20 protein-coding genes are annotated in these 23,400 nt (G+C 60.3%); 17 read left to right on the top strand and 3 right to left on the bottom strand.

Features of this window, described 5'->3' with window-relative positions; translation table 11 throughout:
* Positions 1-13: 13 nt before the first annotated feature.
* A complete protein-coding gene (locus B9Z40_RS00560) occupies positions 14-640 on the bottom strand; it encodes a helix-turn-helix domain-containing protein (protein WP_100171401.1) in 627 nt (208 codons plus the stop codon).
* Positions 641-839: 199 nt separating this feature from the next.
* Here B9Z40_RS00560 and B9Z40_RS00555 point away from each other — a divergent pair, with 199 nt between their 5' ends.
* From B9Z40_RS00555 to B9Z40_RS00540, 4 genes are read left to right on the top strand one after another with little or no spacing between them, the layout of a single operon-like run.
* Entirely contained in the window at positions 840-2,030 is a 1,191-nt protein-coding gene (locus tag B9Z40_RS00555; RefSeq protein WP_100171400.1) for a YbfB/YjiJ family MFS transporter, read from the top strand.
* On the top strand, positions 2,027-4,096 hold the full coding sequence (locus B9Z40_RS00550) for an ATP-dependent DNA helicase RecQ (protein WP_199172460.1): 2,070 nt from the start codon (positions 2,027-2,029) through the stop codon (positions 4,094-4,096). The genes B9Z40_RS00555 and B9Z40_RS00550 overlap by 4 nt, the downstream gene beginning before the upstream one ends.
* A gap of 43 nt (positions 4,097-4,139) precedes the next feature.
* Positions 4,140-4,637: a hypothetical protein gene (locus B9Z40_RS00545; protein ID WP_100172828.1), complete on the top strand. Its 498-nt coding sequence runs from the start codon at positions 4,140-4,142 to the stop codon at positions 4,635-4,637.
* Positions 4,634-5,851: a CaiB/BaiF CoA-transferase family protein gene (locus B9Z40_RS00540; protein WP_100171399.1), complete on the top strand. Its 1,218-nt coding sequence runs from the start codon at positions 4,634-4,636 to the stop codon at positions 5,849-5,851. The genes B9Z40_RS00545 and B9Z40_RS00540 overlap by 4 nt, the downstream gene beginning before the upstream one ends.
* 10 nt (positions 5,852-5,861) lie before the next feature.
* Here B9Z40_RS00540 and B9Z40_RS00535 read toward each other — a convergent pair whose 3' ends face one another.
* On the bottom strand, positions 5,862-6,569 hold the full coding sequence (locus B9Z40_RS00535; RefSeq protein WP_100172827.1) for a VOC family protein: 708 nt from the start codon (positions 6,567-6,569) through the stop codon (positions 5,862-5,864).
* 100 nt (positions 6,570-6,669) lie between these two features.
* Between B9Z40_RS00535 and B9Z40_RS00530 the strand changes: the two genes are divergently transcribed.
* The 9 genes from B9Z40_RS00530 (at position 6,670) to B9Z40_RS00490 (ending at position 18,999) form a co-directional block, all read left to right on the top strand.
* Positions 6,670-7,275 (top strand): isochorismatase family protein, encoded by a 606-nt coding sequence (locus B9Z40_RS00530; protein WP_100171398.1) that lies wholly within the window; start codon positions 6,670-6,672, stop codon positions 7,273-7,275.
* A 140-nt stretch (positions 7,276-7,415) separates the two neighbouring features.
* Positions 7,416-9,314 (top strand): propionate--CoA ligase, encoded by a 1,899-nt coding sequence (locus B9Z40_RS00525; protein ID WP_100171397.1) that lies wholly within the window; start codon positions 7,416-7,418, stop codon positions 9,312-9,314.
* A 141-nt stretch (positions 9,315-9,455) separates the two neighbouring features.
* Complete coding sequence (locus tag B9Z40_RS00520; protein ID WP_100171396.1) at positions 9,456-12,323, top strand: 2-oxoglutarate dehydrogenase E1 component; 2,868 nt, start codon at positions 9,456-9,458, stop codon at positions 12,321-12,323.
* 37 nt (positions 12,324-12,360) lie between these two features.
* On the top strand, positions 12,361-13,611 hold the full coding sequence (odhB, locus tag B9Z40_RS00515) for a 2-oxoglutarate dehydrogenase complex dihydrolipoyllysine-residue succinyltransferase (protein ID WP_100171395.1): 1,251 nt from the start codon (positions 12,361-12,363) through the stop codon (positions 13,609-13,611).
* A 60-nt stretch (positions 13,612-13,671) separates the two neighbouring features.
* On the top strand, positions 13,672-15,099 hold the full coding sequence (lpdA, locus tag B9Z40_RS00510) for a dihydrolipoyl dehydrogenase (protein ID WP_100172826.1): 1,428 nt from the start codon (positions 13,672-13,674) through the stop codon (positions 15,097-15,099).
* Between the two features lie 114 nt (positions 15,100-15,213).
* On the top strand, positions 15,214-16,311 hold the full coding sequence (gene zapE, locus B9Z40_RS00505; RefSeq protein ID WP_100171394.1) for a cell division protein ZapE: 1,098 nt from the start codon (positions 15,214-15,216) through the stop codon (positions 16,309-16,311).
* Positions 16,308-16,655 (top strand): hypothetical protein, encoded by a 348-nt coding sequence (locus tag B9Z40_RS00500; RefSeq protein WP_100171393.1) that lies wholly within the window; start codon positions 16,308-16,310, stop codon positions 16,653-16,655. The genes zapE and B9Z40_RS00500 overlap by 4 nt, the downstream gene beginning before the upstream one ends.
* Positions 16,652-16,870 (top strand): YdcH family protein, encoded by a 219-nt coding sequence (locus B9Z40_RS00495; protein ID WP_100171392.1) that lies wholly within the window; start codon positions 16,652-16,654, stop codon positions 16,868-16,870. Before B9Z40_RS00500 ends, B9Z40_RS00495 begins: the two co-directional genes overlap by 4 nt.
* Before the next feature lie 95 nt (positions 16,871-16,965).
* Positions 16,966-18,999, top strand: coding sequence for an ATP-dependent DNA helicase (locus B9Z40_RS00490; protein WP_100172825.1), 2,034 nt, complete (start codon positions 16,966-16,968; stop codon positions 18,997-18,999).
* On the opposite strand, the gene B9Z40_RS00485 is transcribed toward B9Z40_RS00490, so the two are convergent.
* The gene (locus B9Z40_RS00485) at positions 18,965-19,771 is read right to left on the bottom strand and encodes an outer membrane protein assembly factor BamD (protein WP_100171391.1); all 807 of its coding nucleotides are present in this window, start codon (positions 19,769-19,771) and stop codon (positions 18,965-18,967) included. The two genes, B9Z40_RS00490 and B9Z40_RS00485, sit on opposite strands and share 35 nt — an antisense overlap.
* Positions 19,772-19,823: 52 nt before the next feature.
* On the opposite strand from B9Z40_RS00485, the gene B9Z40_RS00480 reads away from it, so the two are divergent.
* The 4 genes from B9Z40_RS00480 to ndk all read left to right on the top strand — a co-directional run bounded on the left by B9Z40_RS00480 (position 19,824) and on the right by ndk (position 23,374).
* On the top strand, positions 19,824-20,822 hold the full coding sequence (locus tag B9Z40_RS00480; protein ID WP_100171390.1) for an RluA family pseudouridine synthase: 999 nt from the start codon (positions 19,824-19,826) through the stop codon (positions 20,820-20,822).
* Positions 20,823-20,905: 83 nt separating this feature from the next.
* Positions 20,906-21,592: an SMC-Scp complex subunit ScpB gene (gene scpB, locus B9Z40_RS00475; RefSeq protein ID WP_100171389.1), complete on the top strand. Its 687-nt coding sequence runs from the start codon at positions 20,906-20,908 to the stop codon at positions 21,590-21,592.
* A complete protein-coding gene (locus tag B9Z40_RS00470; RefSeq protein ID WP_100171388.1) occupies positions 21,589-22,800 on the top strand; it encodes a pseudouridine synthase in 1,212 nt (403 codons plus the stop codon). Before scpB ends, B9Z40_RS00470 begins: the two co-directional genes overlap by 4 nt.
* Before the next feature lie 148 nt (positions 22,801-22,948).
* Entirely contained in the window at positions 22,949-23,374 is a 426-nt protein-coding gene (gene ndk, locus B9Z40_RS00465; RefSeq protein ID WP_100171387.1) for a nucleoside-diphosphate kinase, read from the top strand.
* The last annotated feature ends 26 nt before the right edge of the window (positions 23,375-23,400 follow it).

Genomic DNA, 23,400 nt, shown 5'->3' with positions numbered 1-23,400 from the left:
GTGGCAGATGTACTCAGAGCCGTCGCTGCGCCACAAAGCCTGACAAATAGGCCGACAGCCACATCGGTGAGAGGTCTTTGTTGAGCACCTGGATGCTCACAGGCGCGCCCGACGTGCTGCTGGGCAAGAGCTCATTTTCTTGGGTCAGAACCAGGGTGTGGGCCACGGTGTGCCGAGAGCTCATGAACTTTTGCAAGATTTCCAAGACTTTTTCTTGCTGCTTCTTCAGACCACTCATCTGTATGACCAAGAGATCGTGCTTGTCGTTCAGAAGTTCCAGCAGGGCTTCGGTCAAGGATTCTTGAAACGCGGCTTGCAAAGGCAGATGCCACTGAGGGATGTCTTTTTTCAGTCGGGCGGTCATCTCGGGCGACTCGATCACCATCATCACCTTGGCTCGGCGATCGGTGCTCTGGCGTGGTACATCCAAAAAATTGTTGGCACTTTGGTAGTTCAGGATGGAAGCGAGCGAGATGCGGCGGTGTCCGCCAAAGGTCTTCCAAGCTTGTAAGACATTGTTGTCGACCAACTTTTGGATCGTTGCCATGGACAAACCCAAACGCTTGGCGGCTTGGGAACTGGTCAAAAATTCAGCGCTGGTGGTGGCGTTGTCGATTTCGCGGTTCAGGGTTTCGGACATCTGATTGATTTTTATATTGATTTTTTTATTTTCGATAAAACCAAATCCCTAGAACACCCCCAATTGGGGATGTTTCAGACGATTTTGATGAAAATCCATAAAAATCCTCGAAATTAAAAGTATTTCTCGATTTTTCGGCGTCTCTGGGGCCGCGAAAGTGACGCATCTTGGCGACACGCACCGTTAACATGCCCCGAACATGTTCAAAGCTTCTTCCGCCACCCTGCAACCCTGGCAAGTCATCGTCGGCGGTATTTGTGGCTTGGTCCTGAGCATCGGACTGGCCCGTTTTGCCTTCACCCCCTTGTTGCCCCAGCTTCAATTGCAAACCGGCCTGAGCGATGCCGCAGCCGGGGGCTTGGCAGCCATCCATTACGCGGGTTACATCTCCGGCGCTTTGGCCGCAGCCTGGATCGACGATGTCCGCTGGCGGCACCGCCTCTACGGTATGGGGCTTTGGCTGTCGCTGCTCACTGTGGCGGGGATGGCGCTGTCCACTTGGATGCCTGCTTGGGCACTGTGGCGCTATCTGGGCGGCTTGTGTGGGGCCACCGGCATGCTGTTGGGCGCCGGTTTGGTCTTGGGTTGGCTGATGCGGCAAGGTCGACGGCCCGAGCTGGGCGTGCATTTCATTGGTCTGGGCTTGGGCATTGTGGTGTCGGCGCTTGGGGCATGGGGCGTGTCGCAAATCTGGACGCTGTGGTCGCAGCAGTGGCTGGCCATGGCGGCGATCGGGCTGGTGTTTTTTGTGCCGGCTTGGTTGTGGCGGCCACCCGTCCCGCCTGCAACGTCTGCAGCAACGGCAGCACAGGCGGTTCACAAAGTCTCTCGCCGCTGGATGCTGACCATGGCGGGCAGCTACTTTGCGGCGGGTTGGGGTTTTGTGATCAGCGCCACCTTCACCGTGGCCATTGTCGAGCGCGAACCGGCTTTGGCCGGGCAGGGCGCACTGGCCTGGGCTTTGGTGGGTTTGGCAGCCATGCCCACCGTTTTTCTGTGGGACAAGGTGGCCCGGCGTGTGGGCGACACACGGGCTTTGTTGTTGGCCTTTGGCTTGCAAACCGTGTCCGTCATCTTGCCCGCGCTGTCGGGCTCTTTGGCCGCTGCTTTGTGCGGTGCCTTGGGCTATGGCGGCACTTTCATTGGCATTGTGAGCTTGACGCTGGCCCTGGTGGGGCGGCGAGCACCGTACAACCCCGGCAAAGCCATGGCCCGATTGACCTTGAGTTATGGCGCAGCGCAGGTGATCGCGCCCGTGGTGGCCGGGGCCATGGCGCAGGCCACCGGCACCTTTAAGGGAGCGCTGTGGTTGACCGCCGGGGTGATGCTGCTGGGCATGGCTTTGTTGGCCACTTTGCCTGAAGAGGCCCCAACGGACGCGCAGGCATGACAACCTTGAACACTGTGCAACGCACATTTGCAGAACACCACATGCACACCATCCTGGCTCGCCTGGCCGGGCCAGGTGCGGTGCCGCGTGCCGACCAGGTAGATGCCGTGCACGCTGTGCTCCAACTGGCGTCGCGCGTGCTGGTGGTGCAGGCCACGGGCTGGGGCAAGTCGGCGTTGTATTGGGCGGCCACGCACGCCATCCGCAGCAAGGGCGCGGGGCCCACGTTGGTCGTGTCGCCGCTGCTGGCACTCATGCGCGATCAGGTCAGTGCGGCCGAGAGGGCGGGGCTGAAGGCGGCCACCGTGAACTCCACCAACATCGACGACTGGGACGAGGTGTTTCAGCGGCTGGACGACGACGCGATTGACGTGCTGCTGGTTTCGCCCGAGCGGCTGGGCAACCCGCGCTTTGCGGCGCGGCTGGGCGCTTTGCTGGCGCGGGTGGGACTGATCGTGATCGACGAGGCGCATTGCATCAGCGACTGGGGTTTTGACTTTCGGCCCGACTACCAGCGGCTGGCGCGGGCGCTCTTGTCCACGCCCACCGCCAGCGTGCTGGCCACCACGGCCACGGCCAACGAGCGGGTGACTTTGGACATTGGCAAGCAACTCGGCGCTGGCACAGTCACTTTTCGCGGCACGCTGGCCCGCACTTCGCTCACGCTGTCGGTGGTACCCGGTTTGTCGCCTTTGCAGCGCTACGCCTGGATTGCCGACGCCTTGGAGCAGTTGCCCGGTTCGGGCATTGTGTATGTGCTGACGGTGGCCGAGGCCGATCGGCTGACGGCTTTTTTGCGCAGTTGCGGTCATGCGGTGGATGCCTACAGCGGGCAGATCGACGCCGACACCCGCCTGAAGGTGGAGGACCGTTTGCGCCACAACCAGGTCAAGGCGGTGGTGGCCACCTCGGCGCTGGGTATGGGTTACGACAAACCGGATTTGGGCTTTTGTGTGCATGTGGGTTCGCCCTCGACCCCGGTGGCCTATTACCAGCAGGTGGGGCGGGCGGGCAGGGCGGTGGCGCATGCCGAAGGGGTGTTGTTGCCGTCGGATGCCGATGAGCGCATTTGGGATTACTTTGCCACTGCGTCGATTCCAGACCCGCAGACCGCTGACAAGGTCTTGCAAAGCCTGGGCAGTGACGAATGCAGCCTGATCGAGATCGAAGCCGACACGGGCGTGCGCCGGGGGCGGCTGGAGGCGCTGCTGAAAATTCTGGCGGTGGAAGGCGTGGTCGAAAAGTCGGGAACGTATTGGCGTTTCACGGGCGTGCCCTATGTGCACGACACCGCCAAATGGACGGCGTTGGCTCAAGTGCGCCAGCAAGAGGCCAGCATCATGCGCCAGTACGCCCATGGCCAAGGTTGCCTAATGGCCTATTTGCAAACCGCGCTGGACGACCCTTCGCCAGCGCCCTGCGGGCGCTGCTCGGTGTGCACCGGGCATGTGCCGTTTCCGGGCCTTGCGCCTTCACCCGAAAAAATGATCGCCGCCCGAGACTTTTTGCGCGGCATGGACGTGGACATCGAGCCACGCAAACGTTGGCCCAGTGGGGTGGGGCGCAAGGGGACGATCCGAGGTTTTGATGTGGGTCGCGCTGTCGCTTTTGCCGACGACCCGGCTTGGGTGGCCGAGCTGCAGGCTTTGCGCACCGCTGCGCCCGGGGATGTGCCTGCTGAAATCTTGGCGGGGGCCGTGGCCTTGCTCGGGCGCTGGGCCAAGACCTGGCCTGGCCGCCCGGTGTGTGTGGTGCCCATGCCTGCACCCGACATGGCTTCTAACCGGCGCTTGGCCGAGTTCATCGCCCAAAAGGGCCGTCTGCCTTTGCACGACGTGTTCAGCTGGTCGGGCGGGCCTACGCCGGACGACGCGGCTTCCACCCCCGTGGTGATGCATCTGGAGTCTGCCATTGGCTTGGCACCCGATGCCGCCATGCCCGCTGGGCCGGTGCTGCTGGTGGTCACCGATGTGCGCACACGCTGGACGGCGACGGTGGCGGCAGCGCTCTTGCGCGAGCAGGGGGCCAGCCAGGTGCTTTTGCTGGCTTTGCACCTGCGACCTTGAGGTCGGCCTTGAGGCATGATTGGCGCTTGATGTGAAGAAAATGATGAACGACAACCCCCCAGACCTGCAAGAGATGCAAGACCAGCCCCTGGTGCAAGAGCCACGCCGTTGGCAAAACGAGAAGTGGACTGCCCAGGTCATCAAAAACGACGATGACGACGGTTGGGCCGTGGCCATGTACAAAGATGGCGAGAGCGAACCAGCGCTCGTGGGGCCTTGGACCATGGGCCGCGACAAAAAGAACCCCAAGCCGCTTGACGGCTCGGCCTTCATCACCTTGGTGAAAACCGCCAGCGAATTTGTGCGCCGCAGCGAGCAGCAGTTGCATGCGCAGCTGAACCAAAGCGTCACCGTCAATGGCCAAGACAGTCGCATCACGGTGTTGTTGCGCATCGTGCCCGACGAGGACAACCCCTACGCCATGCTGAGTGCGCAGGACGAAAGCGGCGATGCTTTGGCCGAGGTCAAGGTCGCCGCCAGCTTCAAACTCAACCGTCAGACCGCCCAAGCCTGGGTGGATGCTGAATTTGCCAAACCATGACCACCGCCAAAGCTTTTTTACCTTCCACTGGACCGCTGGCTGGTCTCAAAGTTCTTGAACTGGGTCAGCTGATTGCCGGTCCCTTTGCCGCCAAAACCTTGGCCGACTTCGGGGCCGATGTGGTCAAGATCGAGCCGCCCGGTGCGGGTGACCCCTTGCGCCAATGGCGTTTGATCAAGGACGGCACATCGGTCTGGTGGCAGGTGCAGTCGCGCAACAAACAGTCTTTGGCGCTGGACTTGAAGCAGTCCGCTGCCCAAGACATCGTGCGCCAACTGGCCGCCGAGAGCGACGTGCTGATTGAGAATTTTCGACCGGGTGCGATGGAAAAATGGGGTTTGGGGCCTGACGATTTGCTGGCCCTCAACCCGCGCTTGATCATGCTGCGAGTGAGCGGCTACGGCCAGACTGGCCCTTACCGCGACCGTCCGGGTTTTGGCGTGGTGGGTGAGGCCATGGGCGGCATTCGCCACCTGACTGCAGAGCCGGGACGCGTGCCAGTGCGTGTGGGCATCAGCTTGGGCGACACGCTGGCGGCTTTGCACGGCGTGATTGGCATTTTGCTGGCGCTGCACGAGCGCAAGACCTCAGGCAGGGGGCAGGTGATCGACGTGGCTTTGTACGAAGCCATGTTCAATTGCATGGAAAGCCTACTGCCCGAGTACAGCGCTTTTGGCGCAGTGCGCGGACCCGCTGGCAGCGCCTTGCCGGGCATTGCGCCGAGCAACGCTTACCTGTGCAAGGACGGCGGTTATGCCCTGATTGCGGGCAATGGTGACAGCATTTTCAAACGCCTGATGGCCGAGATTGGCCGCGACGATTTGGCGCAAGACCCTGGCCTGAAGGACAACACCGGCCGCGTGGCACGGGTTGCTGAAATCGATGGGGTGATTGGACACTGGGCCGCGCAACACACGGTGGACGAGGTATTGGCCGCGCTGGACCGCGCCAGCGTGCCGGCTGGGCGCATCTACACCGTGGCCGACATCGCGCAAGACGCCCACTACCAAGCGCGGGACATGCTGCAAACGGTGCACATGGACGACGGGAGTGATTTGCTGGTGCCGGGCATCGTGCCCAAGCTGTCACGCACCCCGGGTGGTCACCGCCGCAATGCGCCGGCTGTCGGTCAGGACAGCGATGCGGTGCTGGCAGGCATGGGCTTGAGTGCGGCGCAAATCAAGGCGCTGCGAGAGCAAGGCATTGTGGCCTGAGGCGTCTTCTTCAAAGCCCCAAGCTTTGCAGTTGCACCAGGCCTTTGGGGGTTTGCAGCGTGGCCACCAAATTGGCTTCGCCCGCCTCAATGGCGATGCCTTCCAGCCCAATGGATTGGTAAGCGGCTTGCAACTTGGCCGCACTCGGGTGGCTCACGCTCAGGCTTTGCAGCGTCACGCCTGAGCGCGGCAGGCTGTTGCGAGGGTGCAGGCGCAGCGGGTCGGTGGCGTCGGGTTTGCCCCATTGGATCAAGGTGGGCAAGGTGCCGTCGAACAGGCGTTCACCGTCTTCGCGCACGGTGATTTGCCAGTTCAGGGTGCCTTTGCCCGACTTGCGGCTGGCGTGCACGACTTGTCCGCGCTCAATGCCTTGGGTGCGCAGCACATGGCGGGCGGCTTTCACGTCGTCGGTGCTGCTGACAAAGTGGATGAGCCGAGGGCCTTGTGCGATGGCTTTTTGCAAAGCGGCGTTGTCCATGTCGAACCAGCGCGGCACTTGGGAGCGCTTGGGGATCACGGCCGCGGGGTTGATGGCGATGATTTCAAGATAAGCCAATGGGAATTTGGGCGAGGCGATTTTGAACAGGCGGTTGTGGGTGCCGTATTTTTCGTGTTCGCCGCCAGGGCCTGGCGTGATGCCCAGCGTCTCTTCGCACCACTGAACGCCTTCGTCCAAGGAGGAGGCCATCACCACCAGGTGGTCAATTTGTGTTTTCATTTTTTTAGAGGCTGATTGTTGGCGCTGAGCATAACGGATGCCCATCCCTTTGTACCAGTGCGGGCCTGCGACAATCACGGCTACTCTCAATGGAGCCCTTATGTTGATCGATGCAGACGAAAGCCAATTGGTGTTGGTGGATTTTCAGGCCAGTCTCAAGCCCGTGATGTTGGACGCCGACGCGGTGTGGGCCAATGCCGCCCGCTTGGCCACTTTGGCCCAAGCCCTCCATGTGCCCACTTGGGGCACGGAACAAAACCCGTCTCGCCTGGGCGAGATGCCCCCTGAAATTCGCAGCCACTGCCGTCAGGTGTTGGCCAAGATGCAGTTCAGCGCCGTGGAAGAAGGTCTGGGCGAATGGCTGCAACCCGAGCCGCCTCAAGCGCCAAAGGGCAACGCACGCAGTTTGCCTCGCCACCTGCAAAAAACCCAGCCCGGTGCCGAGGAGCGCAAAACCATTGTGCTGGCCGGCTGCGAGGCGCACATTTGCCTGATGCAAACCGCCTTGGATTTGCTTGAAGACGAGTTTGAGGTGTGGGTGGTGACCGATGCCTGCAGCTCGCGCACCGAACGCAACCGCGATGCCGCCTACGACCGCTTGGCCGGGGCAGGGGCCGAGTTGGTCACCGCCGAAATGGTGGCGTTTGAGTGGGTTCGCACCGCCGAGCATCCCGACTTCAAGTTGCTTCAATCGCTTTTCAAATGACGTGATGCGTGGGTACACGCCCACACAAGTCAGCTTCTTGCAAGTCCCCTCACCATAATTATGAATTCAGAAGTGCAGGGTGATGCCACGCCATCGCCCGCTTCTCAGGCTTCAACTTGGTAGGCATTCAGGAGACTCTCATGGGCAGCTTTGCTGACTTTCACGCACGTTCGATCAACGACCGCGACGCTTTCTGGGCCGAGCAGGCCAAGCTGGTGGACTGGAAAGTCCAGCCCCAGCAAATCTGCGATTACAGCAATCCACCTTTTGCCAAGTGGTTTGTGGGGGGGGAAACCAACCTGTGCCACAACGCGGTGGACCGCCATTTGGCCGAGCGCGCCGATCAGCCTGCCTTGATCTTTGTGTCGACCGAAACCGACACCGAAATAACCTACACCTACCGTGAGCTGCACGCCGAAGTGCAGCGCATGGCCGCCATCCTCCAGGATTTGGGCGTCGTCAAAGGCGATCGTGTGCTGATTTACATGCCCATGATCGCCGAAGCCGCATTCGCCATGCTCGCTTGTGTGCGCTTGGGGGCCATCCATTCGGTGGTGTTTGGCGGTTTTGCCTCGCACTCGCTGGCCACCCGCATTGAAGACGCCTCGCCAAAAGTCATCATCAGTGCCGACGCCGGTTCTCGCGGTGGCAAGGTGGTGGCCTACAAGCCACTGCTCGACGAAGCCATTCAGTTGTCTGCCCACAAACCAGCCAAGGTGGTCATGGTGGACCGCCATCTCGCCGCTTTCACGCCCGTGGCTGGACGTGATCTGGATTACGCCACCGAGCGTACCAAGCAGATGGATACCGTGGTGCCTTGCGAGTGGGTGGAGTCCACGCACCCCAGTTACACGCTTTACACATCAGGAACCACCGGCAAACCGAAAGGCGTGCAACGCGATACTGGGGGTTACACCGTGGCCCTCGCCGCCAGCATCCCCAACGTGTTTGAAGGCAAACCCGGCGGCACCTTCTTTTGCACCAGCGACATCGGCTGGGTGGTGGGCCACAGCTACATCATCTACGGCCCGCTGATCGGCGGCATGGCCACCATCTTGTACGAAGGCCTGCCGATTCGCCCAGACGGCGGCATTTGGTGGAGCTTGGTCGAGAAGTACAAGGTGCAGGTCATGTTCAGCGCGCCCACGGCGATTCGTGTGCTCAAAAAGCAAGACCCTGCGCTGCTGTCCAAGTACGACTTGTCGAGCCTGCAGGCACTCTTCCTGGCGGGCGAGCCGCTGGACGAGCCGACCGCCAAATGGATTTCGGAAGGCCTGAGCGGCAAGGCCATCATCGACAACTACTGGCAGACCGAAACCGGCTGGCCGATCCTGAGCATTTGCAATGGCGTGGAAAAAGCGCCCAGCAAGTTCGGCTCGCCCGGCAAAGCGATTTACGGCTACAACGTCAAGTTGGTCGACGACCAGACTGGCGAAGAGTTGACCGGCGCCAACCAAAAGGGCGTGTTGACCATCGAGGGCCCCTTGCCCCCCGGCAACCTGCAAACCATTTGGGGCGACGATGAGCGTTTCGTCAAAACCTATTGGAAAACCGTCCCCAACAAACTGGTCTACAGCACCTTCGACTGGGCGGTGCGCGACGAGGACGGCTACTTCTTCATTTTGGGCCGCACCGACGACGTGATCAACGTCGCAGGGCACCGCCTGGGCACCCGCGAGATCGAGGAAAGCATTTCCAGCCACCCCAACATCGCCGAAGTGGCGGTGGTCGGTGTGGCCGATCAGCTCAAAGGTCAGGTGGCCATGGCGTTTGCCATCGCCAAGGACACTTCTGGCCTGACCGATGCGGCGGCGCGTCTCAAGCTCGAAGGCGAAGTCATGAAGGTGGTGGATGCTCAACTGGGCGCGGTGGCGAGGCCATCTCGCGTGTTTTTCGTCTCGGCCTTGCCCAAGACGCGCAGCGGCAAACTGTTGCGCCGGGCCATTCAGGCGGTTGCCGAAGGGCGTGACCCGGGCGACCTGACCACCATGGACGACCCCGCCGCCTTACAGCAGATCGTGGACCAGATCAAAGGCTGATACCCAAGCCATGGCACAATGTGCTTTGTACTCCGGCCCTTCCCCTGCCACAGTCGCATCCGCCAACCGGTCCAGCCGTGTCGCGGAAGGTAACAATCCACCAACTAATGTTTCCCCGAGGGAAACGGAGGTCAGCGAAAAATGAGCGAGACTAATTCCGTCTACTCTGCCTATTCAGGCAATACCCATCTCTTCGGGGGCAATACCCCCTACGTCGAAGAGATGTACGAAAACTACCTGGCCAACCCAGGCAGCGTGCCCGATTCTTGGCGCGACTATTTCGATGCACTCCAGCACGTTCCCGCCGTTGATGGCTCCAACGCCAAAGATGTGCCACACCAGCCCGTGATCAACGCTTTTGCCGAACGCGCCAAAGCCGGCGGCACCAAAGTCGTTTTGGCCAGTGCCGACGTCGAAATGGGCCGCAAGCGCACCGCCGTTCAGCAGCTGATCGCCGCCTACCGCAACGTGGGCCAACGCTGGGCAGATCTGGACCCCCTCAAGCGCACCGAGCGCCCCAACATTCCTGACCTCGATCCCGCTTTCTTCGGTTTCACCGACGCCGACCAAGAAACCGTGTTCGACACCAGCAACACCTTCTTCGGTAAAAACCGCATGTCCTTGCGCGAGTTGCTCAATGCACTGCGCGAGACCTATTGCGGCACCCTGGGTGCCGAGTACATGTACACCACCGAGCAGGCTGAAAAGCGCTGGTGGCAGCAAAAGCTCGAAAGCATCCGCAGCAAGCCCAATTTCACATCGGACAAGAAAAAGCAGATCCTCGACCGCCTGACCGCAGCCGAAGGTCTGGAGCGCTATTTGCACACCAAATACGTGGGCCAAAAGCGCTTCTCGCTGGAAGGTGGTGAAAGTTTCATCGCCGCCATGGACGAGCTGATCCAGCAAGCGGGCGTGCAAGGCGTGCAGGAAGTCGTGATTGGCATGGCTCACCGTGGCCGCTTGAACGTTTTGGTCAACACCATGGGCAAGTTGCCCGCCGACCTGTTTGCCGAGTTCGACCACACCGCCCCTGAAGAATTGCCTGCCGGCGACGTGAAGTACCACCAAGGCTTCAGCTCAGACGTCACCACTGCCGGTGGCCCCGTTCACCTGTCGCTGGCGTTTAACCCTTCGCACCTGGAAATCGTCAACCCCGTGGTTGAAGGTTCGGTGCGTGCCCGCATGGACCGCCGTGGCGATCCCTTGGGCAAGCAAGTGTTGCCCGTGCTGGTGCACGGTGACTCCGCTTTCGGCGGCCAGGGTGTGAACCAGGAAACCCTGGCGCTGGCGCAGACCCGTGGTTATTCCACAGGCGGCACGGTCCACATCATCATCAACAACCAGATCGGTTTCACCACCTCTGACCCGCGCGACATGCGCTCGAGCGTGTTTTGCACCGACATCGTCAAGATGGTCGAGGCCCCTGTGTTGCACGTCAACGGTGACGACCCAGAGGCGGTGGTTTTGGCCACCCAGCTGGCGCTGGAATACCGCATGACGTTCCAAAAGGACGTGGTCCTGGACGTGGTGTGTTTCCGCAAACTCGGCCACAACGAGCAAGACACCCCTGCGCTGACCCAGCCGCTGATGTACAAAAAGATTGCGTCCCATCCGGGCACACGCAAGCTGTTTGCCGACAAGCTGACCACACAAGGCTTGGGCGAGACCATTGGCGACGACATGGTCAAAGCCTACCGCGCCGCCTTGGACGCAGGCAAAAACACGACCGAACCCGTCTTGACCAACTTCAAAACCCAGTTCACCGTGGACTGGGCGCCCTTCATGGGCAAGAAGTGGACCGATGCGGGCGACACCTCGATCCCTTTGGCCGAATGGAAGCGTTTGGCCGAGAAGATCACCACCATTCCGGAGTCGGTCACGCCGCACCAGTTGGTCAAAAAGGTGTACGACGATCGCGCCGCCATGGGTCGTGGTGACACGCCAGTGGACTGGGGCATGGGCGAGCACATGGCTTTTGCCTCTTTGGTGGCCAGTGGTTACCCCGTGCGCTTGTCGGGTGAAGACAGCGGCCGTGGCACCTTCACACACCGCCACGCTGTGATTCACGATCAAAAGCGAGAGAAGTGGGACACGGGCACCTATGTGGCTTTGCAAAACGTCTCAGACAAGCAAGCCCCGTTTGTGGTCATCGACTCCATCCTGTCCGAAGAAGCTGTTCTTGGCTTCGAGTACGGTTATGCCTCGAACGACCCCAACACTTTGGTGGTCTGGGAAGCCCAGTTTGGCGATTTTGCCAACGGCGCTCAGGTGGTGATTGACCAGTTCATCGCCTCGGGCGAAGTCAAGTGGGGCCGTGTGAACGGCCTGACTTTGATGCTGCCTCACGGCTACGAAGGTCAAGGCCCAGAGCACAGCTCGGCCCGCGTGGAGCGTTTCATGCAGTTGGCTGCAGACACCAACATGCAACTGGTGCAGCCGACCACGGCCAGCCAGATCTTCCATGTGCTGCGTCGCCAAATGGTGCGTGACCTGCGCAAGCCTCTGGTCATCTTCACGCCCAAGTCGCTCTTGCGCAACAAAGACGCCACATCGCCTGTGTCTGAGTTCACCAAGGGTAGCTTCCAGACCGTGATTCCCGAGAACAAGGCGCTCAAGGCCGACAAGGTCAAGCGCGTCATCGCTTGCTCGGGCAAGGTCTATTACGACTTGGTCAAACAACGCGAAGCCAAGGGCGCAGACGATACTGCGATCATCCGTGTCGAGCAGCTCTACCCCTTCCCGCACAAAGCGTTTGCGGCCGAGCTGAAAAAGTACCCGAACGCCACCGACATCGTGTGGTGCCAGGACGAGCCACAGAACCAGGGCGCCTGGTTCTTCATTCAGCACAACATCCACGAGAACATGCTTGAAGGTCAAAAGCTCGGTTATGCGGGTCGCGCAGCGTCCGCATCGCCAGCTGTGGGTTACTCACACCTGCACCAAGACCAGCAAAAAGCACTGATCGAAGCGGCCTTTGCGAAGCTCAAGGGCTTCGTGCTGTCCAAGTGAACCCCAAGTCAAACGACCAACGCATAACGGAAACATCATGGCCATCGTAGAAGTCAAAGTCCCCCAACTGTCCGAGTCCGTGGCTGAAGCCACCATGCTGCAGTGGAAAAAGAAAGTCGGCGAATCGGTTGCAGCCGACGAAATCCTGATCGACATCGAGACCGACAAAGTCGTGCTCGAAGTGCCAGCACCTGCTGCCGGCGTGATCTGTGAAATCTTGGTTGCCGACGGCGGCACCGTGGCAGCCGAGCAATTGATTGCCCGCATCGACACCGACGGCAAAGTCGGTGCTGCTGCAGCCCCAGCCGCTGCCGCCGCAGCGCCCGTTGCCGCAGTACCCGTGGCTGCAGCCGCCGCCACAGGTGGCAGCATGGCCGGTGTGGCCATGCCTGCTGCTGCCAAGTTGATGGCCGACAACAGCCTGGCCGCTGGTTCTTTGGCCGGTTCTGGCAAAGACGGCCGCGTGACCAAGGGCGACGTTTTGTCGGCCGTGGCTGGCGGTGTCAAGTCGACTGCGGCTGTGATCCCCACAGGTGTGCCGACCAAAACTCTGGCCCAAGTGGCTGCACCTGCTGTGAACCTGGGCGACCGCCCTGAGCAGCGCGTGCCCATGACCCGTCTGCGTGCCCGCGTGGCCGAGCGTCTGCTGCAATCGCAGTCGACCAACGCCATCTTGACGACGTTCAACGAAATCAACATGGCCCCGGTCATGGACATGCGCAAGCGCATGCAAGACCGTTTCGAGAAGGAACACGGCTGCAAGTTGGGTTTCATGAGCTTTTTCGTCAAGGCCGCTGTGCATGCCCTGAAGAAGTTCCCCGTTTTGAACGCTTCCGTTGACGGCAACGACATCGTTTACCATGGCTACTTCGACATTGGTATCGCTGTCGGTTCGCCACGCGGTTTGGTGGTGCCTATTTTGCGCAATGCTGACCAAATGAGCTTTGCCGAGATCGAGAAGAAGATCGCTGAATTTGGCCAAAAAGCCAAAGACGGCAAGCTGGGCATCGAAGAGATGACCGGCGGCACCTTCTCCATCTCCAACGGCGGTACCTTCGGCTCGATGATGTCCACCCCCATCATCAACCCACCCCAGTCGGCGATTTTGGGCGTGCACGCGACCAAAGACCGTGCCATGGTGGAAAACGGCCAAGTCGTGGTTCGCCCTATGAACTACTTCGCCATGTCGTACGACCACCGCATCATCGACGGCCGCGAAGCTGTCTTGGGCTTGGTGGCGATGAAAGAGGCGCTGGAAGACCCAGCCCGCTTGCTGTTCGACATCTAAATCCCCTTGTTTTGAATGCCCCCTGCCCAGGGGGCGTTTTTCATCCAGAAGACCTATCCCATGAGCAAACAATTCGACGTCGTTGTCATCGGCGGTGGCCCCGGTGGCTACATTGCAGCCATCCGCGCGGCCCAACTCGGTTTCCAAGTCGCCTGTATCGACGAATGGAAAAACGCAGCTGGTGGCCCAGCCCCTGGCGGCACCTGCACCAACGTGGGTTGCATCCCATCCAAGGCTTTGCTGCAATCGAGCGAGCACTTTGAGCACGCCAACCACCACTTCGCCGAGCATGGCATCAGTGCCAAAGACGTGAAGATGGACGTGGCCAAGATGTTGGCGCGCAAAGACACTGTGGTGAAACAAAACAACGACGGCATCTTGTATTTGCTGAAAAAGAACAAGGTCACGTTTTTCCACGGTCGCGGCAGCTTTGCAAGCAAGGCCGAAGGCGGCTACGAGATCAAGGTGGCAGGCAAGACCGAAGAGTCGATCACCGGCAAAAACATCATCATCGCCACCGGCTCCAACGCCCGTGCTTTGCCCGGCACACCGTTTGACGAAGTCAACGTGTTGTCGAACGATGGGGCATTGCGCGTAGGCGCCGTGCCCAAGAAGCTGGTCTTGATCGGCTCGGGCGTGATTGGCTTGGAGATGGGCTCGGTTTGGCGTCGTTTGGGCGCTGAGGTGACCATCCTCGAAGGTCTGCCGACATTCTTGGGCGCTGTGGACGAACAAATCGCCAAGGAAGCCAAGAAGGCATTCGACAAGCAAGGCTTGAAGATTGAGCTGGGCGTGAAAGTCGGCGAGATCGTCAACGGCAAGAAGGGCGTGACCGTCAATTACACCAACGCCAAAGGCGAAGCGGTGGTTTTGGATGCCGATAAGCTGATCATTTCGATCGGCCGCGTGCCCAACACCATTGGCTTGAACACTGAAGCCGTGGGTCTGCAGTTGGACGAGCGCGGTGCGGTGGTGGTGGATGCGGATTGCAAAACCAACCTGCCGGGTGTGTGGGCGGTGGGTGACGTGGTGCGTGGCCCGATGCTCGCGCACAAAGCCGAAGAAGAGGGCGTTGCCGTGGCCGAGCGCATTGCGGGCCAACACGGTCATGTCAACTTCAACACCATCCCTTGGGTCATTTACACCAGCCCCGAGATCGCTTGGGTCGGCCGCACCGAGCAGCAGCTCAAGGCCGACGGCGTGGCTTACAAAGCAGGTTCGTTCCCATTTTTGGCCAATGGCCGTGCCCGTGCCTTGGGCGACACGACCGGCATGGTGAAAATGCTGGCCGATGCGACCACCGACGAAATCTTGGGCGTGCACATCGTGGGCCCACAAGCTTCCGAGCTGATCGCCGAAGCTGTGGTGGCCATGGAATTCCGCGCCAGCGCAGAGGACATTGCCCGCATTTGCCATGCCCACCCGTCTTTGAGCGAGTCCACCAAAGAGGCTGCTTTGGCGGTTGACAAGCGCAGCTTGAACTTCTAAGCCCATGCCTCCCCCCGGACAGCTGTTGGGGGTGAGTTGGGTTAAAGTTCTGCATCCCTGAAAACCCGGGCCTGGTCCCGGGTTTTGTCATTTGAATTGAAGAGCAAGCCCCCCATGTCCGTTCGTGAAGTTTACGAAGAAGAGCTCGAAAAACGCGCTTACCAAAGTGACCCGGCTCAACTGCGGGCCATTGAGGCGCTGGAGCGCTGCGCCAGTGAGTGGACCGCTTACCAATCCAAGCGTTCAGGCTTGCTCGGCAAATTTTTCAGCCGACCTGAAATCCCCAAGGGGGTTTACATGTTTGGTGGGGTGGGGCGCGGCAAAAGCTTTTTGATGGACTGCTTTTTTGCCGCTGTACCGGTCGAACGCAAAACCCGTTTGCACTTTCACGAGTTCATGCGCGAAGTCCACCGTGAGCTGGCGGTCATCCAGGGCACCGTGAACCCGCTGGACGAATTGGGCAAACGCATGGCCAAGCGTTACCAGTTGATTTGTTTTGACGAATTCCATGTGGCCGACATCACCGACGCGATGATCTTGCACCGCCTCTTGGTGGCATTGTTTGACAACGGCGTGGGCTTTGTCACCACCTCCAACTTTGAACCCGATGGCTTGTACCCCGATGGCCTGCACCGTGACCGCATCTTGCCGGCGATTGCTTTGCTGAACCAGCGCATGCAGGTGCTCAATGTGGACAACGGCACCGATTACCGCCGCCGCACCTTGGAGCGGGTCAAGCTTTACCACTCGCCTTTGGGCGAGCAGGCCGACGCCGAGATGAACGATGCCTTCAACCGCCTCGCCACCGGCCCAGACGAAGACCCGGTGCTGCGCATTGAGGCGCGTGACATCAGCGCCAAACGCCGTGCAGGGGATGTGGTTTGGTTTGACTTCCGGGCCATTTGCGGCGGTCCGCGCTCGCAAAACGATTACCTGGAAATTGCCACGCAGTACCACACGGTCTTGCTCAGCAACGTGCCCCACATGCCCGTGAGCATGGCTTCTGAGGCACGGCGCTTCACTTGGTTGATCGACGTGCTGTACGACCGCCGGGTCAAGCTGATCATGTCGGCGGCTGTTCCTCCTGAAGGCCTTTACACCGCTGGGCCCATGTCACACGAGTTCCCACGCACAGTCTCGCGCTTGCACGAGATGCAATCGAGCGAATTTTTGGCGCTGGAGCACCGCACGGTGGACACCCATCTGACATGAAACACTTTGCGCTCGCCACTTTGACGTTTTTGTTCACGCTGACCAGCACGCTGCTGAGCGCTCAGAGTTTGGTGGGTGAGCCCGAATTCATTCGCGAGCAAAGAGACGCCATTGCTCAAGACCGCCAGGTCGTCATGAGCGCTTATGAGCGGGCAGCCAAAGCCTGTTGGCAGCAATTTGCCGTCAACGCGTGCTTGAGCGAGGCGCGCAAAGCCCGTCGCACGGCGCTGGAGCCTTTGCGCCAACAAGACCTGGTGTTGAACACCCAAGAGCGTTTGTGGCGCACCGAGCAACGCGACCAGCGTTTGCAAGGCAAGCAGCCCGATGAGCCTAGCCAACCATGACGGACAACACGTCGCAAGACCTTCGCTCACCGCAGCGCTTGTTGATCGAATGCCAAATGGCGCATGCAGACTTGGATGCGTTGATTGACCAAGCGGTGCTGGCCCCCTTGCCGCTGGACGAGTTGAGCCTCCGTCGCTTGAAAAAACGGCGCTTGGCTTTGAAAGACCAAATCGCCCAACTGCATTGGATGCTCAACCCCAAGGAGCCCGCTTGAGCTTGTTACAGCAAAGGGTGGCCGAAACCTTGTCCAACCACGGGGCGCTGGCCCATGCCGTGAATGGGTTTCAGCCCCGCGAAGGCCAGACCGACATGGCCATGGCGGTGACCCAGACTCTGGAGCAGGGCGGTCAACTGGTGGTGGAAGCGGGCACGGGTGTGGGCAAAACCTATGCCTATTTGGTACCGGTTTTGCTGAGCGGCCAGAGAGCACTGGTGTCTACGGCCACCAAGGCGCTGCAAGACCAATTGTTTTCCCGGGACATCCCGCGCCTGGTCGAGGTCTTGGGGCTTCCGATCCGCGTGGCCTTGCTCAAGGGGCGTTCTAATTACCTGTGCTTGCACCGCATGCAGCAAGCCAGGCACAGTGCCGAGTCGGCCCAACCGGGTGCGCAGAAGGCACTGGCCAAGATCGAAACCTGGTCCCAGTCCACCCGCACGGGGGACATGGCCGAGTTGACGGGCCTGGACGAGCGTTCGTCTTTGTGGCCTCTCGTCACCTCCACACGCGACAACTGTTTGGGCTCGAGCTGTCCCAGTTACCGCGCATGCCATGTGAACCTGGCCCGCAAAGAGGCCATGGCCTCGGATGTGGTGGTCATCAACCACCACCTGTTTTTTGCCGACATGGCGGTGCGCGAATCCGGTGTGGCCGAGTTGCTGCCCACGGTGCGTGTGACCGTTTTCGACGAAGCGCACCAGCTTAACGAGATCGGTGTGAACTTCTTGGGCAAGCAGTTTTCGACGGTTCAGTTGCTGGAATTGTCCCGCGACGTGCTGGCCACCGGTTTGCAATTGGCGCGGGGTTTGGTGGATTGGCATGCCCTGGCCGATCGGCTGGAAAAAACATCTCGCGATTTGCGCTTGTCAGCGGGCATGCACCGGGGCTCGGTGCGTTTGCGCTGGACCGAGGCCATACCCGAGGGCGTTGAGGCCGAAGATTGGACGGCCGCTTTGGCCCAGTTGGTTCAGGCTTTGGGGCAGTTGCAAACGGGTTTGGAGATGGTCACCGAGTTGGCCCCGGACTTTCAGCGCTTGCACGAACGGGCAAGCGAGTTGGCCCAAAAAGCGCATTTGTTCTCGCAAGCCCCCGACCCGGAAGGGGTGCGTTGGGCAGAAGTCAGTGCGCAGCTTCGATTGATCGAGTCGCCTTTGGACATTGCCCAAGCCTTTTCGACGCTGACGCGTCCAGCACCGGTCAGGCTGTCCAATGAGGCTCAGCCTAATTCCGATTCCGATCCCGATTCTCTAGAGGCCTTGATGGCGGGTGATCCCCGTCATGGGGCAGAGGACCCCGCAGGGGCTGCCGCAGGCGTGGGTGCGGGTGTCGGCCAACGCGCCTGGATTTTCACATCGGCCACCTTGGGCGATGAGCCGAGTTTGCGCTGGTTCACCGAGCCTTGCGGCTTGACGTCTGCGCAGGTGATGCAGGTCACCAGTCCGTTTGATTACGCCCAACAAGCGGCCCTGTATGTGCCCGAGCACCTGCCCAAACCGGGTGACCCCGGTCACGCGGGGCATGTGGCGCAGCTGGTGGTGGAGGCCGTGGCGTTGCTGGGTGGCAGAACCTTGGTGTTGACCACCACCCTGAACGCCATGCGCAGCATTGGTGAGTATTTGCAGACCCGCTTGGATCCGGCGGCGAATGTGGAGGTCTTGGTGCAAGGCCAAAGCCCGAAACGGCGTTTGATGGAACGCTTTCGGGAAGGCGGCGGAGACGGCCGTGCGGGTTGTGTTCTGGTGGCTTCTGCCTCATTTTGGGAGGGCTTTGATGTGCCCGGCGAGGCTTTGCAGCTGGTGGTCATCGACAAGCTGCCGTTTCCACCGCCCGGAGACCCGTTGTTTGAGGCCAGAAGCCAACGCATCACCCGCGAAGGCCGCAGCGCCTTTGCCGACCATGCGCTGCCTGAAGCCGCGGTGTCCCTCAAGCAGGGTGCAGGGCGCTTGATCCGCAGTGAAACCGACCGGGGTGTTCTGGTGGTGTGTGATACCCGATTGGCCACCATGTCTTATGGCCGCAGGTTGGTTCGGGGTTTGCCCGAGATGCGCCGCTTGAATGGGCATCCCGAGTTTTTAGAAACTTTGCGTCAGCTCACCACAGACGCCACCAAGGGCTCGATTTTTTGACCCCACCGACCGTCAGGTAGTCTGAACGGGGAAAGTTTTTTTCCAAGACGCGTTTGGCATCGTCGCGCAAATCGGTCATGCCCAAGGCGTCGTAAGAGCCGATCAAAATGGCCAAAGCCTCTTCAACGGCGGGAACGCCCTGGTATTCGGAAATCGCTTGCTGGGCGCGGTTGACCGCGGCCACATGGGCACCTCGGCTGGCGTAGTAGCGTGCCACATGCACCTCATAAGAGGCCAGTGCGTTCACGATGTACATCATGCGCTGGCGTGCTTCAGGGGTGTATTTGGAATCAGGAAAACGGGTCGTCAATTCTTTGAAAGCTTCGAACGATTCTTTCGCCGCCATTTGGTCACGCTCAGACAAGTCTTGTCGGGTCAAGAAAGCGAACAGCCCCAAGTTGTCGTTGAAGTTGACCAAGCCTTTGAGGTAGATCGCGTAATCCAAAGCCGGGCTTGCGGGATGCAGGCGGATGAACCGGTCCAAAGTGGCAATGGCCTGAATCTTGTCGCCGGTTTTGTATTGGGCGTAAGCCTTGTCAATCTGAGCCTGCTGGGCCAAAACCGTGCCCGCGGCGCGACCTTCCAGCTTGTCGTAATACCCGATGGCCTTGTCCCAAGCGCCGGAGTTGGCCTCGTCACGGGCTTCGGTGTAAATTTTCTCAGGTGTCCAGCCAGCGGTCACATCTTTGGGGTTGTTGGCGCAGCCTGACAGGAGCAGTCCCAATGCCAAAACCAGGCCAGTAGGAACCGCCGATAATCTGAAGCTTCGCATCTGTGACACCCTTGAACTGTTGAACGCTTTGATTATATCGACCGACCCCGAAATGCATGACCCCTCGACCTTGATGGACGAGGGCGAACTTGAGCGCGTGCTTGAGGCTGCAGATGAGGAAGTACGGATCAGCCAAGTGCCCATGGATTTACACGGCCAGCGCTTGGACAAAGCGCTGGCTCAAATGGTGCCCGAGTTTTCGCGCAGCTATTTGCAGCAACTGATTGAGCAGGGCGATGCCTTGATTGACGGTCGTGTGGTGACCAAGGTCTCGTCCAAGGTTCGTCTTGGACACAAGGTTCAGGTCACCTTGCGCGCCACTCCCCAGTCTCAGGCTTTTGTGCCGGAAGCCATGCCCATCGACGTGGTCTACGAAGACGCGCATTTGCGCGTCATCAACAAACCCGCGGGCTTGGTGGTGCATCCAGCCCCCGGCAATTGGCGCGGCACTTTGCTGAACGGCTTGTTGGCACTGGACCCTTTGACCAAGGATGTGCCACGGGCAGGCATTGTTCACCGCTTGGACAAAGACACCAGTGGCCTGATGGTGGTGGCCCGCACCCGCCAAACCATGGACGCGCTGGTGCAACTGATTGCCGCCCGTGACGTGAAGCGCCAATACCTGGCCATCGCCCACAAACCCTGGACGGCACCGTCGCCCACGACCGTGGAGGCGGCGATTGGGCGTGATCCGGCCAACCGTTTGCGCATGGCGGTGGTGGACTTGACGTACCAGTCGGGCAAAACGGCCGCGACGACCATCGAGGTGCTGGACCAAAACAACAAGGGCTGCTTGGTTCAGTGCACTTTGCACACGGGCCGAACCCACCAAATTCGTGTCCACATGGCGCACATTGGCCATTCTTTGTTGGCCGACACCGTATATGGTGGGGCCAAGGCCGCTGGAATGGACCGTCAGGCTTTGCACGCCTGGCACTTGGCCTTTGTTCACCCGATCACCGGCGAATCGATCGACCTTCGGTCTGCATTGCCCGCCGACATGGCGCAAGCCCTTGACGATTGGGGCCTCAGCTACAATGTAACGCTCTGACGGCCCTTGAGCCGCTGGACCTTCGACGCCGTGAGGCATCATTTTTCGACGCCGTGAGGCGTCTTCTTCCGAAAGATCGACACATGAACACGGCGCAAGCCCAACGTGTCCTGGAAACGGCCTTGCTCACTGCAGGCCAGCCTTTGTCAATGCGCGACATGCGCGTGCTGTTTGACGATGCGCTCGGGGCCGACACCTTGCGGCAAATGCTGCAAGACCTGCAACTCGAGTGGGCTCAAAAGGGCCTGGAGTTGACCCGCGTGGCCAGCGGATGGCGCTTTCAAAGCCGCCCAGAACTCCGCACTTACCTCGACCGCCTGCACCCCGAAAAGCCCCCCAAGTACACCCGTGCCGTTCTGGAAACGCTGGCCATCATCGCCTACCGCCAGCCCGTGACGCGGGGTGACATGGAAGACATTCGGGGTGTGACCATCAACTCGCAAATCCTCAAGCAATTGGAAGACCGCGGTTGGGTGGAGGTCATTGGCCACCGTGAAACGGTGGGCCGACCTGGCCTGTACGCCACGACGCGACAGTTTCTTGATGATTTGGGCTTGGCCGCCCTCGACCAGTTGCCGATGTTGTCTCAAGTGGACGGTCAAAGTTCTGCTTTGTCGGGTTTGGTGGAAGCCTTGCCCGTCCAGCCGTCCTTGTCCCTTGAAGATGCGATCAACGCTTTGCCTTTTGAAATGCCCATCGTGGCGGACTCCGAAGACCCTCTTAACCCTTTAGACCGTCCGCTGCAAGGCGAAGAGTCCGCCCCGCAATGAACAACACCCCAAAAGACGACAACCGTTCGTCCAAAACCCAAACGACCCCCCGTACCGCACCGGAAGCTCGAGCCGCACAGTCGGTGGCACCCGGTGAATCCATTTACAAAGCCATTGCCTTGGCCGATGTCGTGTCGGGCCAGTTTGACGACGAAGAGGCCTCCGAAGACGTGACCGTCGATTTGGGCAAGCGCGTCCTTGCGCCCCAGACCGATTCGCCCAAACTGCACAAAGTGCTGGCCCAAGCGGGCATGGGCTCGCGCCTGGAGATGGAAAAGCTGATCGCTGAAGGCCGCATCATGGTCAACAACGAGCCCGCCCACGTCGGCCAACGCGTGCAATACGGCGACCAGATCAAGGTCAACGGCAAGTCGATCCATATTCGGATTGACCCACCGCCAGCGCGCGTGATCGCTTACCACAAGCCCGCAGGCGAGATCGTCAGCCACGACGACCCGCAAAACCGTCCCTCGGTGTTCCGCAAATTGCCGCGCCTGCAAAACGGCAAATGGCAATCGGTGGGCCGCTTGGACTTGAACACCGAAGGCTTGCTGTTGTTCACCAGCTCCGGTGAATTGGCCAACCAATTGATGCACCCCCGTTTTGGCCTGGAGCGTGAGTACGCTGTTCGCGTTCTCGGGGCGCTCAGTAAAGACGAAAAGCAAAAACTGCTCGATGGTGTCAACCTCGACGACGGTCCGGCCCAGTTCGGTTCGATCGAAGACGGCGGCGGTGAGGGGTCGAACTGCTGGTACCGCGTGACGATTTCCGAAGGCCGCAACCGCGAAGTGCGCCGCATGATGGAGTCGGTGGGCCACGCGGTCAGCCGCCTGATCCGCATCCGTTACGGCGCCATGGTCTTGCCGCACGGCTTGCGCCGGGGCGCTTGGCTGGAGTTGGACGAGTCCGACATCCGCGCTTTGATGCGCGCTGCAGGCACCTTGGACCGCACGCGCACCCCCGTGCCGCGCCCGGTGTCCAGGACCGATCGCAACGACCGACGCCCCCGAACCGGTGGCCAGGGCAGGGCGGGCACCGCTTTGCCGCGTGCCAAACCGGCGGCCAAACCCAACCAAGCCGCAGGCGGCTCTGGCTTGCATGCCAAGTCGGATGCGCCGAAAAGCGAAGCCAAGTACATCGGGGCTGAAAGCTTCAACCGCCTGAAAAAAGCCCCGGGCGGTACAGGCCGGGGCGGCCGCAGCCGTTGAATCGGACCTGGCCAGAGCGTGAGCGTTCTGGCCTTTTTCCCAGTGGGTTCATCGCTGGCTGGGGCATAAAAACCGCTGTGCAGCGGTTAGAATAAGCAGCTTTGCCGCAGGGCAAAATTGATCAAAATACTTTGTAATAGGAAAAATCATGGCCATCGAACGCACTCTCTCCATCATCAAGCCAGACGCCGTCGCCAAGAACGTCATCGGTCAGATCTACGCCCGTTTCGAAGCCGCTGGCCTGAAAGTGGTTGCCGCCCGTATGGCGCACCTGTCGCGCGGCGAAGCCGAGCAGTTCTATGCTGTGCACAGCGCACGTCCTTTCTTCAAGGACCTGGTCGACTTCATGATCTCCGGCCCCGTGATGATCCAAGCCTTGGAAGGCGAGAACGCCATCGCCAAAAACCGTGACCTGATGGGCGCTACCGACCCGAAGAAAGCCGACGCTGGCACCATCCGCGCTGACTTTGCTGACAGCATCGACGCCAACGCCGTTCACGGCTCTGACGCTCCTGAAACAGCGGCTGTGGAAATCGCTTTCTTCTTCGCTGGTTTGAACGTTTACGCGCGCTGATCGCGTTGCGGCCCTAGCCCGTCCCA

Origin of the sequence: Limnohabitans sp. 15K (assembly GCF_002778285.1) — a bacterium.
GTDB lineage: Bacteria > Pseudomonadota > Gammaproteobacteria > Burkholderiales > Burkholderiaceae_C > Limnohabitans_A.
The sequence above is the reverse complement of the archived record's forward strand: the minus strand, read 5'-3'. Positions and strand labels throughout refer to the sequence as shown.

What these genes read in the sequence shown, in the direction of transcription:
- B9Z40_RS00525 (WP_100171397.1), top strand. Translation starts at nt 7,416, where the DNA reads ATGGGCAGCTTTGCTGACTTTCACGCACGTTCGATCAACGACCGCGAC.
- B9Z40_RS00490 (WP_100172825.1), top strand. Translation starts at nt 16,966, where the DNA reads ATGGCCATGGCGGTGACCCAGACTCTGGAGCAGGGCGGTCAACTGGTG.
- B9Z40_RS00535 (WP_100172827.1), bottom strand. Translation starts at nt 6,569, where the DNA reads ATGAAAACACAAATTGACCACCTGGTGGTGATGGCCTCCTCCTTGGAC.
- B9Z40_RS00545 (WP_100172828.1), top strand. Translation starts at nt 4,140, where the DNA reads ATGAACGACAACCCCCCAGACCTGCAAGAGATGCAAGACCAGCCCCTG.
- B9Z40_RS00495 (WP_100171392.1), top strand. Translation starts at nt 16,652, where the DNA reads ATGACGGACAACACGTCGCAAGACCTTCGCTCACCGCAGCGCTTGTTG.
- B9Z40_RS00500 (WP_100171393.1), top strand. Translation starts at nt 16,308, where the DNA reads ATGAAACACTTTGCGCTCGCCACTTTGACGTTTTTGTTCACGCTGACC.
- B9Z40_RS00485 (WP_100171391.1), bottom strand. Translation starts at nt 19,771, where the DNA reads ATGCGAAGCTTCAGATTATCGGCGGTTCCTACTGGCCTGGTTTTGGCA.
- lpdA (WP_100172826.1), top strand. Translation starts at nt 13,672, where the DNA reads ATGAGCAAACAATTCGACGTCGTTGTCATCGGCGGTGGCCCCGGTGGC.
- B9Z40_RS00470 (WP_100171388.1), top strand. Translation starts at nt 21,589, where the DNA reads ATGAACAACACCCCAAAAGACGACAACCGTTCGTCCAAAACCCAAACG.
- scpB (WP_100171389.1), top strand. Translation starts at nt 20,906, where the DNA reads ATGAACACGGCGCAAGCCCAACGTGTCCTGGAAACGGCCTTGCTCACT.
- B9Z40_RS00550 (WP_199172460.1), top strand. Translation starts at nt 2,027, where the DNA reads ATGACAACCTTGAACACTGTGCAACGCACATTTGCAGAACACCACATG.
- B9Z40_RS00540 (WP_100171399.1), top strand. Translation starts at nt 4,634, where the DNA reads ATGACCACCGCCAAAGCTTTTTTACCTTCCACTGGACCGCTGGCTGGT.
- B9Z40_RS00560 (WP_100171401.1), bottom strand. Translation starts at nt 640, where the DNA reads ATGTCCGAAACCCTGAACCGCGAAATCGACAACGCCACCACCAGCGCT.
- B9Z40_RS00520 (WP_100171396.1), top strand. Translation starts at nt 9,456, where the DNA reads ATGAGCGAGACTAATTCCGTCTACTCTGCCTATTCAGGCAATACCCAT.
- odhB (WP_100171395.1), top strand. Translation starts at nt 12,361, where the DNA reads ATGGCCATCGTAGAAGTCAAAGTCCCCCAACTGTCCGAGTCCGTGGCT.
- B9Z40_RS00555 (WP_100171400.1), top strand. Translation starts at nt 840, where the DNA reads ATGTTCAAAGCTTCTTCCGCCACCCTGCAACCCTGGCAAGTCATCGTC.
- ndk (WP_100171387.1), top strand. Translation starts at nt 22,949, where the DNA reads ATGGCCATCGAACGCACTCTCTCCATCATCAAGCCAGACGCCGTCGCC.
- zapE (WP_100171394.1), top strand. Translation starts at nt 15,214, where the DNA reads ATGTCCGTTCGTGAAGTTTACGAAGAAGAGCTCGAAAAACGCGCTTAC.
- B9Z40_RS00530 (WP_100171398.1), top strand. Translation starts at nt 6,670, where the DNA reads ATGTTGATCGATGCAGACGAAAGCCAATTGGTGTTGGTGGATTTTCAG.
- B9Z40_RS00480 (WP_100171390.1), top strand. Translation starts at nt 19,824, where the DNA reads ATGCATGACCCCTCGACCTTGATGGACGAGGGCGAACTTGAGCGCGTG.